Genomic DNA, 15,865 nt, shown 5'->3' on the forward strand with positions numbered 1-15,865 from the left:
AAGATTGACATTTAATTATTGAAAATATTCCGCATCTCATGTAAAAGTACAGCTATAAAGTACGTTTTGTTTTATTGGTTTAACTAATTCATAATAATTATACTTTCCTATAAATTTTATAAAAATAATGTATGAAATGTGTTTGCTGAATATAAATGTATTCTTAGTTTTTTTTCGTTCTGTTGCATTCTTATTTTTCCATATTAATAATATTCGAACAGGTGGTTAAGCCTGAATTTAACGGAATTAATAAGGGTGTATAACATGAGTACAATGGTTTTAAACATAAAAGGGAATATGACCAAAAAGGTCTCTAAGTTAAAAGAGATGAAGAAACAGCGAGGTGTTACGCTGTTGGAAATAATTATTGTCTTAGGGATTATCGGTGTTATTGCCGCTGGTGTGGTTATTTTAGCCCAGCGGGCTTTTACGGCTCAGGACTTGTCTGCTGTACAGGATGACTTGACCAGTGTACGTACTGCAATGAATGAAGCTTATAAAGATCAGGCTCAATATCCGGCGCAAAGCGATTCTATTAAAGGTTTGTCTAAATCCGATATCAATGATACTTCTGTATCCAATGACTCGCCAATCGCCACTCTGGTACGTATGGGTAAAATCTCTGCTGATGAAGCGTTTAACGGCTTCTCTAACGATGCGTTCCAGATGGATAACGCGTTAACGGATAGCTCAAGTTCTCAGAGAAAAGGCTTTGTTGTGGTGGTGAATGGTCTGGCGTCTGAAGAGTGTCGTAACCTGATTTCCCAGATGGGTAACCAGTGGGACTATGTTGAAGCGCTCAATACCGGTGCCGCTGCCGGGTCTGAACCAAGTATCGCTGACCGAGACTTCAGTGTGGGTAAAAGTGGTGCAATTCTTAAGACGCTGACCTCGAGTGATATTTCGCCTTCTGATATTGTTGCAACTGGCGTCTGTGACGGTCAGGGTTCTATTAACGGTGTTATCTTCGGTAGTAAATAATACTTTGTGCTCTAAATTAGAATCTGTTCTTTTTTAGAATAAAAACAAGTGGCTATTTACTGTGAATAGCCACTTATTATTTATATAAAAATGATTCATGTTCTTCAGGAATTAGTATGCGGTCCCGAAACCATCAGGCTGGATTTTCACTACTGGAAGTTATTGTTGTACTGGCAATCATTGGTGGCGCGCTAGCTATGTATACCAATTATGCCCGTAAACAAGCAGCGAAAGAAATGCGCCAGACCATCGCGAACGCGCTTGTCCAGGAGATGAAGGGCGTGATGAATTATTTGCGTGATGAAACTCTGCAAACAAAAGACGGTGAAAAAGATAACCCACTGTATGAAGCCACGCAAGGCAGCAGTACCGATTCCCAATATCGTTACCGGATAACTAATAACGTTACGGACATTGATACCGGGACCGGGACGAACTATTTTTTGTGGGGAGAGGGGGCGAATCAGCAAAAGCAACAACGTTATTTGTTCATCAGCAAAAGCTGTAACGTCTCACTTAAATCAACATTTGAACTGACACAAGAATATTTACCCTGCTCACTTGTGACGGCGGCTAAAAATCCCGCGGCGAAAATTGAACGGATTGGGTTTGCTTCTGACGATCTTAAAACCCCCTCCAGCACGATTGCGCGTATGGATGCTATTGTTGCGTTCAACTACACGGAGAGTAACGACAAGTATAGTTTTGCCAATTATGCCTCCGCGTTTAACAATGCGTTAAATAACTCAGGCCTGATTGCTTCGCATATCATGCTTGTTCGCCGGGTCAGGACGGCGGACGCCTGGCAACTGATAACGAAATCTGACGGCAGTACGCCAGTCGAGTTTTCCGATATGGCGTCTAACCTGGAGCGACTGGAAACGCAGGGAAAGGGTCAGCAACTGGGTATTCGCATCACCTTTGACATGAATGATAACGATCAGGGGAGCAATGGCGGCGGCTCAGGCACGGCATGCTGGAACACCCAGACAAGTAAAGTTGAACTGTGTTACAACCAGGAGGCAGGCACAGGTGCCCATGGCGAAGATCAGATCCTTTCGCTGGATATGACCGATCCGGAGAATTATGGTGATGAGACCAAAACGGGTACGCTAAAAGCCAATCTGGTGATGGAAAATACGTCACGGCCAGTTTTTTTATTCAAGCGTAATTATGGCGGTGATTTAATGCTTTCCGCCGACGGTAGCCCTGAGCGCTTTACATACAAAAATAACAATAATGAAGAAATTGAGGGTGATTTTTATCTGGATGATAATACCTCTTATCGTCCTTGGGATGGCAGCAGCATGGCTGGATTTGATGTTATTTCGAATTATTATCCTTCCAGTGCATATGATGCATTTGAACTTGTGACTCCGTCAGTGAGTGAATATTCTGGCTATGAACTTTTATCTGCGGATATTACAGATAAGAAAGATTATGTAGCAGCATATGATGACAGTTCAATAAACTCTGGCTTGCATCGATTTGCAGTGCAGACCTGCCCTGTTATCGAACAGGAAATTATTTTGCGTGACGCCAACGGTGACGCAATTCTGGATGAAGATGGCAATAAGGAAAAAACAAAAGTTACGCGGGCGTTATATCCGCGGTTGTCTGCCAGTATATCTTCTGTCTCAGCTTACAACGATGGCGGCATATCTGGTAGCTATGTCAAACAAAACGAGACTCGCGCCAAATTAGATGATAGCAAGAAAGTAGATTTGCTTGGCGGCGTTACTGTGCAGGTAGAGTTGGCTGAGATGGACGTTTCAAGTGGGGTTCGTCCCGATCATAATGTGGCGCAAAAATATAAATTCCCGGGCAGTAAGTATGTATGGGCAGTGACCGCAACGATGGGCCTGTATGATTCAGAAACGGGAGCAGGGTTTAGCATAGTAAACCCGCAGACAATATCTTATGTTATTACCAAATGGTGCAGTACGATACCGCAATCAGGTACGCCATATGATTTATTGACGACGACAGAATACAAATAATAGCAATCTGATAAACAGAGGGAAGATAATATGATTATCAGGAAATACTGCCTGCTTTTATTGTCGGTAATGCTTTTGCCGCAGGCTATGGCAAGTAATAATAGTTCATCAGAGATCCATATGACGGCATCTCCAGTGTCTTCTGGTGCGGTTGTTCAACATACCGGCAGAAACCCGTTTACTGGTGACACTTATCACGCGGATGCGCCTTCAGCGCCGCCACTGGTAATTCAGGAAGATAAATTATTAAGCCAGGAAATCAGAAAATGGGTGGAGGCTAATGGCTATAAGCTTTTCTGGAACAGTGCAAAAGATTACCTGGTTTATAACAATATTACGCTGGCAGGGAAATCGGATGACGAGATCCTGCAAGAACTTGGCGAGCTGTTTTTTTCTGAGAATTATGGCCTGGTAGTCAAGAAATATCAAAAAAATCGCGTTATTGTTATTGATGAAATGTAAAATGGGTGCAGGGATGAAGATTAAGACAGGGTTGTTAATATTAGCCATTTTTCTTCAGGGTTGTGTCAGCGATTTTGAAGAAAAATATGACTCAGAAAGCCAGATTCAGAAGCATTTTAAAGATGCGACCACCCAGGATGAATCAAAAGCGAAGCCGTATATTAAGTACGACCGCGCATACATAGGGAAAAAGGTGGATTATAGCGTTGAGCAGCAGCGAATCATGGGAAAACATGTCAAAATTTCATCCTATGAACCCGCCACGCTGGCAGTCATTATGGACGCTGTCTCTGCACAAACGGGAATCAGTTACCGGATCAACGAGAGTGCGATAGGCGCAAAAGCAGGTGCGTCAAATAACAGCGGTAGCTGGAATACGGCACGTAGCGTAAAATTTGATGGCACCTTTGAGGCGTTTATCCAGTATATCGCTTCTCTTTATGACGTAAGCCCAAAACTTGATAATCATAACGTTCTTAAAATAAACGTTTATGAAACGTATGTCATTAAGCTGGACTTTTATGGTGAAAACAATAAGACAGAAACGAACCTCGATCTTTCTGGTAACGAGGCGACTTCCAGCGGCGGGTTGACCGGAAAGACCGAAACCAAATTCGAATCATCTTTCTGGGATGATGTGGAGGATATGGCGAAGAATTATATTTCTTCAGGAAACTACAACCTATTCAAAGATTCTTCTGTCTTAATGGTTAACTCAAGACCGTCAGAGTATGAGGCGCTCAATCGTACGTTAGATAAATATAAAGCGGATAACAGCCGTCAGTTTATTGTTACCTATAAAATCTTCACGCTCGACAAATCGAAAGTGAAAGAACTTTCTGCCGGCGTTAACTTCTCTCTGGATGACGGTCAGAATACCATGAAGATCAGTTCTAGTCTGTTGGACTCACTAACGGGCGGTATATCGGCAGGCTGGAAAAACAGCAATGTTGATATCAGTAGCGGGCTGGATGCGTTATACAAGTTAACGGGTGACCGGACGTTACAAAGCGGTTCCTTTATCACGCGCAACAATATGGCGATACCGCTGAATATGACGAAGTCGCAAAATTACGTCTCCAGCAAAACCCGTACCGTCGATGACAATGGTGAGGTTAACGTCGCGGTCGAAACATCATCCATTATTACAGGGACCAGTTTTATCATTACCCCCCGCGTGCTTTCAGATGGTCGAATTGAGGTAGTGAGTGGTTTCACAAAACGTTATCTGGAAGGCATTGAAACTTATGATGATGTGCAGTTACCGAACGTAAGCACCACGGAATCATTTAACTCATCAATTATTATGCCGGGCGATCTGCTAATGGTAGGCAAGTATGATGTGAAAGGTGAAAATGGTGGTCTGGAATATCAGGTATTGGGTATCGGTGACAAAAATGAAGATGAATCTGCGACGATCGTCATGGTAATTGGCGTCGATTATTATCGTCAGCCTATTACTTCCCGATAGGAATAAATGGTTATGGATAAACTGTTACAGGATAATAATATCCTTACCGGTCTGCTCTGGGAACCGGACAGTATGTCTCACCTTGACCCTGGCGCGCAGGCAGCTTTTCGCGGAATGGTAAAGGCTAATCGTCGGGTAATCTATAAAGATTCTGACGGGCGTTTAGCAGTGGGTTATTGTGAGAAAATTTCTACCCTTTATGAGCCTTTTGCGATTTATATTAAAGAGTTATTTGGGGATGGCATCTATTTCTCACATGGTGATGATAATTTCACTTATCTGCTCATTATTAATGGCGGCCGGATTGTCAGTGGAACCGATTGCTTTATAGAGCGCAGCCTGTTTGATGAGCTCATGCGGCACCCGGAACAATATGAACACCTGGAAGTGACGTCGCTGACCGAAGTCCAGCTTTCTGTGGTGATAGAGAAATGCGCGGCGCATCAGCTCTCTCTGAAGCGACGTCGCAGATTCATTATTAGCTCCATTCTGGCTGGTGGTCTGATATTTTTGGCGCTGCTTGCTTTAGCACTTCATTTTCTGGTGGCGGGGTAATTTATGCTGGAAGGTCTCTATTTCTGGAAAGGTAAGAGCGGAATATTTTCTACAAGTCGAATTATAATTATTATTCTGGCTATTGCTTTACTGTTGTGTGGCGCTGGTGCAGGCTATTGGTATTATTTTATAAAGATGCCGCAAAACGAAATGCTTGCTCAGCAACAGCAGGCTGCGCAGAAACTGCTTAACGATAAGGCTTCTGTACATGACTGGTATGAGAAATCATTAGAGGGAATGAGTATTGATTTCGGTATTCGCCTGATTGATGAAATTCATCGCAGCGTTATTCCGTTCGCATTGATTAAACTTCCTGTTGAGGGACGAAGTTATGGCTGTTCGCTAAAGGCGTGTCACATGACTTTTGAAATCGACCCCGCTGCTATTTTGACGCAACCAGAGTTAACTTTCTTTGGTAAAACCTACGCAGCATCATTTCCAGTAAAAAAAGGAAAGAGCAGGTCGAATGGGGTTTCACTTGAATACAATGACATGAAAATTTCCCGCAAAGAAAACGGCTTATTAAGCGCGTATAAGAAGAACAAACCTTTGTCGTTATATTCCTGTAATGAGGTTATCTCTTATATCAAAAGCTATAACTCAACGTTGACGGGCGGAAAGGGTAAAAAGAAAAATGGCGAGATTGTATTTAAGACCCTGCCTGAATCGACAGTCGCAGCGCTGGAAAAAACATTAGCGGGGGACGTTAAGGCTTACGGTATGCTTTCAGCAGAGTGGAACATGACGCTGACAAAACCACACTCCACATCAGTGAACGAAGGGATATTATTACAGGTTGCCTTGTATAAACAGGCGTATCGGGATGCCTTTCTTATCAGGAAGATTGAAACAATTAACGATGGAATAAAAGTATCCGGAGGATTAGTATGCAAAGCGTAAAAAATATCATCATATTTGCAGTATTAATGGTGGGATCCGGACTGGTACAGGCCGCTCCGACTACTGACTTGCCGCCTGCCCCCAAAAACCAGACCGGTAAACCAGCGCTGGTAGGCAATGGCGAGAAAGCTGCGTCTCCTGAGGTAAAAAATGTCGATGAGAAAGCCCTGAATGAACAGTCAGCGGAACTGACGATGCAGGATCATATTCAGGCACTCGTTGAGCAGGATTATCTATATCAGTCAGAATATCGCAAGCTACAGCAACAGGTTGAACTAGAAAAAATGTTGAGCGAAATTCGTAAGCTGCGCGGTGAAGATAAAATAAAAGCGAGGGCAACTCCAACTCCCGTAATCGAAGCGAAGATCAAGACTGAAAAGAGCGCGCCTGCGGTAAATACAGGTAATAATATTGCGAAGCCGCACGTAGTACTGGAATCAGTCATTGGCGGTCTTTCTCGGGTTGCTATTGCTAATCAACGCGGTGATACATTGTTATACGTCACTCCAGGAAATGTATTTTCCATGGACGGCGCACAATACATTTTAACCAAAGATCGTAAAAACGGGTTGCAAATTAAGGAAGCTAACCCGTGAATATAGATTTTAAACGAATAACGACTGAAGATATATTTTCCGGTCTTTGGGAATATCATGAATTTGAAGGAATAGGCATTAATGCTATTCATGATGGTTATGAGTATTTATTAGTACACACTATCAATATCGATAAGCTATTTGAATACAAGCTCCAGATAAGCCGGCTGAAATCAATGCATAAACGGCCAGTCATTGGCCTGGCGATAGTAACGGAAGAAGATTATTTTCATATACTGGAATTTATCTCTCTTAAAGCCCTTAACGCTGCGCATAATGATATTGATATCACAGACACGCAAAAACAGTTGGTCAATATCTTACAGCGCGTTGTAAATATGGGGGCCAGCGACCTTCATATTACACGGAATGATGTGTTGGCGTTGCTTGAGGCGCGCGTAAATGGCGTATTGATGCCGTTTATGCAGATTAAATCACAGCAGTGTGATGAACTGGTATTTGTCTTGTACAACGTAGAGGCTACAACCAGAGATACAACATGGAACCGGGCAATTCCGCAGAACGCGAATATTCTCTACAGTCTTAACGGTAAACCGTACCGCTTCCGTTATGCCCATTTTCCCATTTTTGGCGAAACGGCGGATTGTTACCATGCTGTGCTGCGTATTATTCCTTCCGGTTTGCAAAAAGATAACCTGGGCTCGCTGGATAAAATAGGCGTCTCGTCTGCCGAAATTGCCGATTTGAAAAAGATCCTTAGCAACCCTTATGGCGCGTATGTCATTGCGGGAACGACAGGTTCGGGCAAATCGACCACGCTGAAAAATCTGATGGAATGGCTACAAATAAACCGCTATGACGATCGCGGCTGCTTTTTGACGGTCGAAGATCCCGTGGAATATCAGATATACGGTGCCAAGCAAAGCTCCGTTGTCAGCGTCGAGGGGGGAGGTTTCCACGCCGCAATTAAATCTGCGTTACGCCGCGACCCGGATGTACTGATGGTGGGGGAGATTCGTGACAATGTTTCAGCTAACGCTCTGGCGGGCGCCGTTGAGAGTGGACATTACTGTTTTACCACCGTGCATGCGGGCAATATCGTTTCACTCCTGCAGCGTATGTCCGCATTAGGTATCAGCAGTGACAAGCTCTCCACGCCAGGCTTCGTTGCTGGGTTGCAGTGTCAGAAACTGGTGCCGGTGCTTTGCGATACCTGTAAGCAAGTCCATGAAGAGATTACCCTCTCCGGCCGCACTTTTACTCTGTTCCGGGCAAGCGAGAAGGGGTGTGTAAAGTGTAAGAAGAGCGGTATCAAAGGACGGCAGCTGGCGATGGAGTATTTTTTGCCAACCTATGACGAACTGGCGGCTATCTCCCGGCAGGAGTGGCTTAATGTTTACACCCTGTGGCGGGAAAAAAGAAAGACAGCGGTAGGACTTGCTGAAGGGTTTGAGATCCGTGAAAAAGTCATGGCGCATGTGCTGCTTGGTCGTGTGGATGCGCGCTGGTACGCAATGGAATTTGGCGTATTGCCAACAGAAGATCTGGAGATGATCGTTGAAAAAATTCAGTAAGAAACAGCGCATCTATATCTACCAGTTTTGCGCAGACATGATTAAGGCCGGTCTGCCTTTGTATGATTCGATGCAAAAACTGCAAAAAGAAGGTCAATCTTTACTGGGGAAAGCCTTTAGTAAACGGTTGATGGATCTTATCACGCAAATGAAGCAGGAAACATCCGTTGCGGCTGTTTTCGAAGGTATGGTGCCGAATTCTGAACTGAGTGTGATCACCGCGGCGGAGAAAAGCGGCAGCCTTTCTGATGGATTTTTTACCCTGGTTTCGATTATTAAATACAACGATGAACTGCGTAAAAAGATCATCGGTGCGCTTATATTTCCCCTGATAATGATTACCTTGTCGTTAATTGTTATTGCCGGCTATTCGCAAAAGGTATTCCCCGCCTTTGCCTCCGTTGTGCCGATTGATAAATGGCCAACCGTGACACAGAATCTCTATAATTTTGGCGTGGCGCTTTACGAGGGGTTGTGGCTAAAAATTCTACTGGGATTTATCTTTCTGGTTATCTTTTCACGGCTGACAATGGCCAATTTTAGCGGCACAATAAGGAATAAGGTTCTCGACAGAATTATGCCGTTCTCAACTTATCGGCAGCTAACTTCCTCCATTTTTTTGAATAATTTGTCGCTAATGTTGAGTAACAATATTCCTCTGACGGATGCGCTTTCAATTATTCAGCTCAATGCTAACCGTTGGCTAAAATGGCATCTTTTCACCATGCTGGAGAAAATGGCGCACGGCGTGAATTATGGCAAAGCGCTCGATACCGGACTGATGGGCGCGGAAGAGTTACTCAACATCAGCCTGTATGCCGATCTCCCCTCGTTTAATGAGGTTTTGCTCTCGGTATCGGAGCGCTCCCGCGATCATATACAGGAGTATATTAAAAAACTTGCCGGACTGTTAAAGAACTTAGCCACCGTTATCCTGGGCGGGAGCGTTATCTGGGTATTTCTGGCGCTGTTCTCATTAATGGATACGTTGTCGAAAAGTGCAGTAGGATGATTGATGAAATGAATATAAAACCACAAAGCATTTGTCAGCGTGCACTCTTACTGGGTGCCTTATTCCTGGCGAGCGTAACGGCGCAAGGAGCGCAAAAATATGGTCTTAGCGACAGTCTCCAGTACTGCGAGCTTTGGGATACCTTTTTCCCTCTTTCGTTTCAGGTCCCTTCAAGTAATTGGGTGTCTAATTATTCTAGGCCTGAGCTTAACATCATATATATCTCAGCTGGTAAACGTAAGCATGTGGATGATTACATTGATCTTTACACTATTAATAACCAATCTGTCTGGCCGTCGCGTTTAATCAGTGGACGTGATACGGCCTTTTGTCAGAACGACGGTGGTTGTGTTGCAAAAGGTAAAGGAAGCGTAGGTAAGGGTATTTCGGCATATAAAGATCTTGTCGCCGAATTTCCTGATGATGACGTTAAAATATTTTCCGGTTCCCCTTACTATGACGGCACTCTCTCATGGATATCTTTGCCTTTACGGTACCTGAAACTACTCAGAGTCGAATTCTTTACACCTTATTCCGGACCCGTAGGTGTTTTTACAGACTCTTATAATCCGTATGTGGAGCCATTATATTTTGAATACAGAGCGACAGGGAATAAAGATGAAATGCAATTAACTGCTGTAGGTGGTACTGCGGCCGGGGCTAATTTCAATGGCGTTAATCTACCTGATAAAATAAGGCCAACGGCACTTGCCGCTTTACAGGTTTGGTTAGAGTCATCAGGCACTGGTGACCCATGGAAGTCGTTATTACCTCATGCGCACAAGGTGGATATGTCAGAAAGCCAGAAGGCGCTTATCCCTGATAACTGCAAATAATCTCGCGTAACGATCGCCGGTTATTAAAAGACGATCGTTACTAATGCAACACCGACTATTAATAAGAGTTAAATTCTGCATGGATGCTTTTTTATCTCCCTCGTATCCCTGGCTCGCGCTACTTCTGGGATTATTCATTGGCAGCTTTCTCAACGTCGTTATTTATCGATTACCGATAATGCTGATGCGTGAAACCGCAGACGATGAAGAAAGAAGTGCGCTTCCCACGGTAAATTTATGGTGGCCGCCGTCTCACTGCCCATGCTGCCAGCACAATGTTATGCCCTGGGATAACATTCCCGTGGTGAGCTGGTTGCTGTTACGCGGCAGATGTCGCCATTGCCATTGCACAATTTCGGGTATTTATCCGTTAAGTGAGGCGGTCATTGGCGTTGTGTTTTGCACTCTGGTTTACTGGCTTTATCCGCAATATAGCTTACTCCAGCTCGCGTTCATGGCGTTATTTCTCTGCCTGTTGTACACCCTGGCGGTTATCGACATCCGCACCTTTTTGCTTCCTGACTGCCTGGTGTTTTTATTGCTGTGGGCGGGACTTATTGCCTCCGTACGCCACCTTATTCCAATTTCACCGCGGGATAGCGTAATGGGCGCCGTTTTTATATGGGGCTTTACCTGGCTAATGGCCGAAGGTTACCGCTGGATAACCGGTCGGGAAGGTTTCGGTAAAGGGGACGTTAAGCTGTTCGCCGCGTGTGCGACATGGTTAGGGGTGGAAAATATTGCGGTGCTAATGCTGGGCTCAGCCCTGTTGGGTCTTTGCCTGTTTCTGTTTCGCTACTTCTATATTCGCAGATTCGCGCCGCAGGGGGAGCTGGCGAAACAGGGATACATTCCATTTGGCCCGGCGATCGTTGTGATGTCGATCTATCTAATGTATACGGCGGTGCTTAACCTGTGATCACTCTTCTGCTTTCGTTACTTTTGCTGCGCGCTGCGCCAGATATGTATCGGGACGAGGTTGCGCGTGATGAATTCAGCGTGACGGTATCGCTCATTCCGCCCGCTCCACGACAATACACTACCGTGCCAGCCATGACGGGGCGAATACCACGTACGCTTTATTTACTGTCTCTGCCAGTATGGCGGCCAGTGGATCAGCAGAAAACCTGTGCAACAGCGGTGCTGATGAATCAGCCGCCAGTAACAACATCGCCTTTAATACGGCAGCGCTATCAGCCTTGTTTCGATGATCTTCAGGCCGGTAAACACCATGCGAACCTTATTGAGACCCGACGGGAAACCGACCCTCTCTCCTGTCGCATCAGCGCTGCTACCTTGTCACGTCGCGCTTTTATGACGTGGCCCTCTGACGTTACGGTGAACGCCGATGCCGATGCCAATGATGATCTTTCCTGCGCACAGGTTATGGCGCTGGCAAGCTTCTTTCCTGCTGGCGTTGTATCTACCGATCGCTTTGCAACCAATCCGGCTCCTGATAATGATACGGCGAGCAGCTTTTTTTCGGTGCTGAATCTGACGATCCCCACGAACAGCGCCCCAGCGCCAAACTGGCAGTCTTTATCGAATCGTCATGCCGTTTCTGAGGTCGATACCCTGCCTGCCGGGGCGTTTATCTTCCCCCTGACGCACGAAATTGTTGTGACGTCTCCTTATGGCATGCGTTACCACCCGGTCACCCGTCAGTTTATGCGGCATGAAGGCGTGGATCTGCGCGCACCGGTAAATAGCCCGGTAATGTCGGTTGCCGATGGCGAAGTGACGGCGACCGGCTATGGTCCGGTGACGGGGTTCTATATTACCGTCAGTCATGCCGATGGCTGGAGCAGTCGCTATCTGCATTTAAATACGCTTCAGGTTCATAAAGGCGATAAGGTATTCAGAGGCAATGTTATCGCCTTATCAGGGGCGACCGGGCGAATCAACGGTCCTCATCTCCACCTGGAACTCAGCCATCATCACCAGTTGGTAAACCCAATGGAGGTGCTTTTTGCGTCGACATTAAACCCCAATGCCAGGCGGGCGTCGCACGTGGCAGATACACAGGCGGTTATCGAGCCGGTGGATATGACGCCGACCATCGCTTTGATTAGTGGGGAAGGGGAGAATTTGCAGATAGGCGTGCGCGTCGGTAAAAAAACCACCTTCTACGCGCAGAGAGAACCCGTAGAGACGCCGGATGGCGTATGGCGCATTGTTAAACGGTATGGAAAATACAGGCTCGTGAAGGTGTCGCCGGAAGCGAAACCCGAATAGCCGGCTGTTTTATAGCCGTTTTTCCGCCGTTAACCGGCAGAATGCGGCGCTTTTGCTGTTTTTTTCCGCAGTTGATACAATGCCCTAAAAATGCCCTTGCGAAGGTGATTCGCTTTGGTTAGTATTCACACCCGCTTCAGTGGGAAACAGTAAATATTCCCGCTTTAATGGTCGAAGCATTGTACGCGGCAACTCCGCAAGGAACAGGTTGATTATGCACGAAGCTCTTTTAGTAGTTTTCCTTATTGTGGCAATTGGCCTGGTAGGCTTGATCATGCTGCAGCAAGGTAAAGGCGCTGATATGGGAGCCTCTTTTGGCGCAGGCGCTTCTGGTACTCTGTTTGGTTCAAGTGGTTCTGGTAACTTCATGACCCGTATGACAGCTGTATTGGGAACCTTGTTCTTCATCATCAGTCTGGTGCTGGGTAACATGAACAGCAATAAGACCAATAAAGGAAGTGAGTGGGAAAATCTGAGCGCACCGGCGAAAACCGAGCAAACTCAGCCAGCTGCTCCGGCTCAGCCGACCAGCGATATCCCACACTAAGTATTCTGTACCGAGGTGGTGGAATTGGTAGACACGCTACCTTGAGGTGGTAGTGCCCTAACGGGCTTGTGGGTTCGAGTCCCATCCTCGGTACCAAATTCCAGAAAAAAGACGCTGCAAAGCGTCTTTTTTTTCGTCTGTTACTCGTGGCTGTCTGTAGGCCTGATAAACGTAGCGCCATCAGGCGTTGCAATAATGTCGGATGGCGGCGTAAACGCCTTATCCGACCTACAGACACCTTATATTCTGCGCATAAAAAAGGCCGCTTTCGCGGCCTTAAAATGATGAGTCGTTACTTCGCTTTGTTTTCCAGATTCTCAACCTGCGGCAGACCGGTCGTTGAAGAGGCGGTCAACAGACCGGCTTTCGCGTAGCCGAACAGCTTCTCGCGGGTATCGGTGATGTCCAGATTACGCATAGTCAGCTGGCCGATACGATCGTCAGGTGAGAATACTGACTCGCCTTTCTCCATGGTCAGACGTTCTGGCTTGTAAGTCAGATTATCAGACACGGTATTGAGGATGGAGTAGTCGTTGCCGCGGCGCAGCTCCAGCGTCACTTCGCCGGTAATCTGGCTGGCGACCCAACGCTGCAGACCGTCACGCAGCATCAACGCCTGCGAGTCGAACCAGCGGCCCTGGTACAGTAGTTTGCCCAACTGACGGCCATGAGAGTGATATTGCTCAATGGTGTCTTCGTTATGGATACCGGTCAGCAGACGCTCGTAAGCGATGTGCAGCAGCGCCATCCCCGGGGCTTCATAGATACCACGGCTCTTAGCTTCAATAATACGGTTTTCAATCTGATCGCTCATGCCCAGACCGTGACGGCCGCCGATGCGGTTGGCTTCCAGCATCATCTCAATGTCGTCGCTGAAGGTTTTACCGTTTAGCGCTACAGGATGACCCTGTTCAAAGCGTACGGTCACTTCTTCTGCCGGGATCTTCACGCTCTCATCCCAGAACTTCACGCCCATAATCGGGTTGACGATTTTGACGCTGGAATTCAGGAATTCCAGGTCTTTCGCTTCGTGGGTCGCGCCGAGCATATTGGAGTCAGTGGAGTACGCTTTCTCGACAGACATTTTGTAGTCGAAACCGCAGGCGATCATAAATTCGGACATCTCATGGCGACCACCCAGTTCATCGATAAAATCGGTATCCAGCCATGGTTTGTAAATCTGCAGTTCCGCGTTGGTCAATAGGCCGTAACGATAGAAACGTTCAATATCGTTGCCTTTATAGGTGCTGCCGTCACCCCAGATATTCACGCCATCTTCTTTCATGGCGGCAACCAGCATGGTGCCGGTGACTGCACGGCCCAGTGGGGTGGTATTAAAATAGGTTAGTCCGCCAGTAGTGTTGTGGAAGGCGCCGCACTGAATGGCTGCGATCCCTTCGGCAACCAGTTGCTTACGGCAATCTACCAGGCGAGCATTCTCAGCACCATATTCCATTGCGCGGCGAGGAATGGCGTCATAGTCATCCTCATCCGGCTGGCCCAAATTCGCAGTATATGCATATGGGACAGCCCCTTTTTGTCGCATCCACAGCAGTGCTGCACTGGTGTCCAGGCCGCCGGAAAAAGCGATACCAATACGTTGACCTACCGGGAGATGCTTGAGAATCGTCGTCATAAAATAAAACCCTGCTTGATAGACTGGTGAAGAGGTCGGCTTATTATACTAAATGCATTTTTATGCAAAATAAATGAGTTTTCATTTAATCATCTTTTCTGGATGACAGGAAGAGTTTAGTGATAATTTCGTTAAATAACGGCGCGGCCGGTACATTTATCTTGATTACCACCCGCTGGTCAGCATTCATTGATTTGCATAGTGGTAACAAGGTTGACATAACACATAGAGTATCAATATACTGTGCGCAGATTTTACGTCCCGTCCTCGGTACCAAATCCCAGCAGTATTTGCATTTTTTACCCAAAACGAGTAAAATTTGCCACGTTTCAGGCGCGGGGTGGAGCAGCCTGGTAGCTCGTCGGGCTCATAACCCGAAGGTCGTCGGTTCAAATCCGGCCCCCGCAACCACTTTCCCTTAGAGTTCTTTTTCAAATATACTGTGAAGACTTAGGCCTTCGTAGCTGGATTTGAAAAAAATTCTTTCGGAAGGTTCTCCGAACCGCAGGTGCGGTTATAGGGTTCAGTTATCTAAAGCCCCGATTTATCGGGGTTTTTTGTTATCTGACTACAGAATAACTGGGCTTTAGGCCCTTTTTTTATGTCTTGGGGGTGGGCTTGTCCACATTAGAGCAAAAATTAACAGAGATGATTACAGCCCCGGTTGAAGCCCTGGGCTACGAACTGGTCGGCATCGAATTTATTCGCGGTCGCACATCCACACTGCGCATCTATATTGATAGTGAAGATGGCATCAATGTTGATGATTGTGCTGATGTGAGCCATCAGGTAAGCGCCGTGATGGATGTCGAAGACCCAATCACCGTTGCCTATAACCTGGAAGTTTCCTCGCCGGGTCTCGACCGTCCTCTGTTCACTGCTGAACACTACGTGCGTTTCCTGGGGGAAGAAGTCACGCTGGTTCTTCGTATGGCGGTTCAAAACCGTCGTAAATGGCAGGGCGTTATCAAAGCGGTGGACGGTGAGATGATCACGGTCACAGTCGAAGGTAAAGATGAAGTGTTCGCGCTGAGTAATATCCAGAAGGCGAACCTGGTTCCCCACTTTTAACAGTCTGGATTGAGGTGAAAAGCCCGCG

At 46.4% G+C, this 15,865-nt stretch carries 15 protein-coding genes and 2 tRNA genes; 16 read left to right on the forward strand and 1 reads right to left on the reverse strand.

The genetic code is table 11. The features are described 5' to 3' along the window. Positions 1–264: 264 nt before the first annotated feature. From OOJ59_RS12555 to OOJ59_RS12620, 14 genes are all read left to right on the forward strand, one after another. On the forward strand, positions 265–981 hold the full coding sequence (locus OOJ59_RS12555; protein ID WP_085048647.1) for a type IV pilus major pilin: 717 nt from the start codon (positions 265–267) through the stop codon (positions 979–981). Between the two features lie 116 nt (positions 982–1,097). Beyond that, a complete protein-coding gene (locus OOJ59_RS12560) occupies positions 1,098–2,981 on the forward strand; it encodes a prepilin-type N-terminal cleavage/methylation domain-containing protein (protein WP_087856896.1) in 1,884 nt (627 codons plus the stop codon). A 30-nt stretch (positions 2,982–3,011) separates the two neighbouring features. Beyond that, positions 3,012–3,443: a TcpQ domain-containing protein gene (locus OOJ59_RS12565; protein WP_085048649.1), complete on the forward strand. Its 432-nt coding sequence runs from the start codon at positions 3,012–3,014 to the stop codon at positions 3,441–3,443. Between the two features lie 13 nt (positions 3,444–3,456). Beyond that, complete coding sequence (locus OOJ59_RS12570; RefSeq protein WP_160956489.1) at positions 3,457–4,914, forward strand: type II and III secretion system protein; 1,458 nt, start codon at positions 3,457–3,459, stop codon at positions 4,912–4,914. A gap of 12 nt (positions 4,915–4,926) precedes the next feature. Continuing rightward, on the forward strand, positions 4,927–5,469 hold the full coding sequence (locus OOJ59_RS12575) for a hypothetical protein (protein WP_038634220.1): 543 nt from the start codon (positions 4,927–4,929) through the stop codon (positions 5,467–5,469). A gap of 3 nt (positions 5,470–5,472) precedes the next feature. Then, complete coding sequence (locus OOJ59_RS12580) at positions 5,473–6,369, forward strand: hypothetical protein (protein WP_160956488.1); 897 nt, start codon at positions 5,473–5,475, stop codon at positions 6,367–6,369. Beyond that, on the forward strand, positions 6,357–6,965 hold the full coding sequence (locus OOJ59_RS12585) for a hypothetical protein (protein WP_051594486.1): 609 nt from the start codon (positions 6,357–6,359) through the stop codon (positions 6,963–6,965). Before OOJ59_RS12580 ends, OOJ59_RS12585 begins: the two co-directional genes overlap by 13 nt. 176 nt (positions 6,966–7,141) lie before the next feature. Then, entirely contained in the window at positions 7,142–8,500 is a 1,359-nt protein-coding gene (locus OOJ59_RS12590; protein WP_170973651.1) for an ATPase, T2SS/T4P/T4SS family, read from the forward strand. Then, positions 8,484–9,512 (forward strand): type II secretion system F family protein, encoded by a 1,029-nt coding sequence (locus OOJ59_RS12595; protein ID WP_137347335.1) that lies wholly within the window; start codon positions 8,484–8,486, stop codon positions 9,510–9,512. Before OOJ59_RS12590 ends, OOJ59_RS12595 begins: the two co-directional genes overlap by 17 nt. Beyond that, complete coding sequence (locus OOJ59_RS12600) at positions 9,509–10,348, forward strand: hypothetical protein (RefSeq protein WP_150345481.1); 840 nt, start codon at positions 9,509–9,511, stop codon at positions 10,346–10,348. Before OOJ59_RS12595 ends, OOJ59_RS12600 begins: the two co-directional genes overlap by 4 nt. A gap of 79 nt (positions 10,349–10,427) precedes the next feature. Next, on the forward strand, positions 10,428–11,267 hold the full coding sequence (locus OOJ59_RS12605) for a prepilin peptidase (protein WP_160955928.1): 840 nt from the start codon (positions 10,428–10,430) through the stop codon (positions 11,265–11,267). Beyond that, positions 11,264–12,583 carry a M23 family metallopeptidase gene (locus tag OOJ59_RS12610; RefSeq protein WP_160955929.1) on the forward strand — a complete coding sequence of 440 codons (1,320 nt, stop codon included), beginning with the start codon at positions 11,264–11,266 and terminating at the stop codon, positions 12,581–12,583. Before OOJ59_RS12605 ends, OOJ59_RS12610 begins: the two co-directional genes overlap by 4 nt. A 214-nt stretch (positions 12,584–12,797) precedes the next feature. Beyond that, positions 12,798–13,130, forward strand: a complete 333-nt coding sequence (secG, locus tag OOJ59_RS12615) for a preprotein translocase subunit SecG (protein ID WP_006687886.1) — start codon at positions 12,798–12,800, stop codon at positions 13,128–13,130. Positions 13,131–13,139: 9 nt separating this feature from the next. Continuing rightward, positions 13,140–13,226, forward strand: a tRNA-Leu gene (locus OOJ59_RS12620). A gap of 196 nt (positions 13,227–13,422) precedes the next feature. Here OOJ59_RS12620 and argG read toward each other — a convergent pair. Continuing rightward, positions 13,423–14,766 carry an argininosuccinate synthase gene (gene argG, locus OOJ59_RS12625; RefSeq protein WP_160955930.1) on the reverse strand — a complete coding sequence of 448 codons (1,344 nt, stop codon included), beginning with the start codon at positions 14,764–14,766 and terminating at the stop codon, positions 13,423–13,425. A gap of 334 nt (positions 14,767–15,100) precedes the next feature. On the opposite strand from argG, the gene OOJ59_RS12630 reads away from it, so the two are divergent. Both OOJ59_RS12630 and rimP read left to right on the forward strand, forming a co-directional pair. Then, positions 15,101–15,177: transfer RNA gene (locus OOJ59_RS12630), tRNA-Met, on the forward strand. 207 nt (positions 15,178–15,384) lie between these two features. Beyond that, on the forward strand, positions 15,385–15,837 hold the full coding sequence (gene rimP / locus OOJ59_RS12635) for a ribosome maturation factor RimP (protein ID WP_003024996.1): 453 nt from the start codon (positions 15,385–15,387) through the stop codon (positions 15,835–15,837). Positions 15,838–15,865: the final 28 nt, after the last annotated feature.

This window comes from Citrobacter sp. W9 (assembly GCF_026719375.1).
Classification (GTDB): Bacteria; Pseudomonadota; Gammaproteobacteria; order Enterobacterales; family Enterobacteriaceae; genus Citrobacter; species Citrobacter werkmanii.

Coding starts and splice junctions, on each gene's coding strand:
- argG (WP_160955930.1), bottom strand. CDS start 14,766: ATGACGACGATTCTCAAGCATCTCCCGGTAGGTCAACGTATTGGTATC.
- OOJ59_RS12565 (WP_085048649.1), top strand. CDS start 3,012: ATGATTATCAGGAAATACTGCCTGCTTTTATTGTCGGTAATGCTTTTG.
- OOJ59_RS12570 (WP_160956489.1), top strand. CDS start 3,457: ATGAAGATTAAGACAGGGTTGTTAATATTAGCCATTTTTCTTCAGGGT.
- OOJ59_RS12605 (WP_160955928.1), top strand. CDS start 10,428: ATGGATGCTTTTTTATCTCCCTCGTATCCCTGGCTCGCGCTACTTCTG.
- OOJ59_RS12585 (WP_051594486.1), top strand. CDS start 6,357: ATGCAAAGCGTAAAAAATATCATCATATTTGCAGTATTAATGGTGGGA.
- OOJ59_RS12590 (WP_170973651.1), top strand. CDS start 7,142: ATGCATAAACGGCCAGTCATTGGCCTGGCGATAGTAACGGAAGAAGAT.
- OOJ59_RS12560 (WP_087856896.1), top strand. CDS start 1,098: ATGCGGTCCCGAAACCATCAGGCTGGATTTTCACTACTGGAAGTTATT.
- secG (WP_006687886.1), top strand. CDS start 12,798: ATGCACGAAGCTCTTTTAGTAGTTTTCCTTATTGTGGCAATTGGCCTG.
- OOJ59_RS12555 (WP_085048647.1), top strand. CDS start 265: ATGAGTACAATGGTTTTAAACATAAAAGGGAATATGACCAAAAAGGTC.
- OOJ59_RS12600 (WP_150345481.1), top strand. CDS start 9,509: ATGATTGATGAAATGAATATAAAACCACAAAGCATTTGTCAGCGTGCA.
- OOJ59_RS12575 (WP_038634220.1), top strand. CDS start 4,927: ATGGATAAACTGTTACAGGATAATAATATCCTTACCGGTCTGCTCTGG.
- OOJ59_RS12580 (WP_160956488.1), top strand. CDS start 5,473: ATGCTGGAAGGTCTCTATTTCTGGAAAGGTAAGAGCGGAATATTTTCT.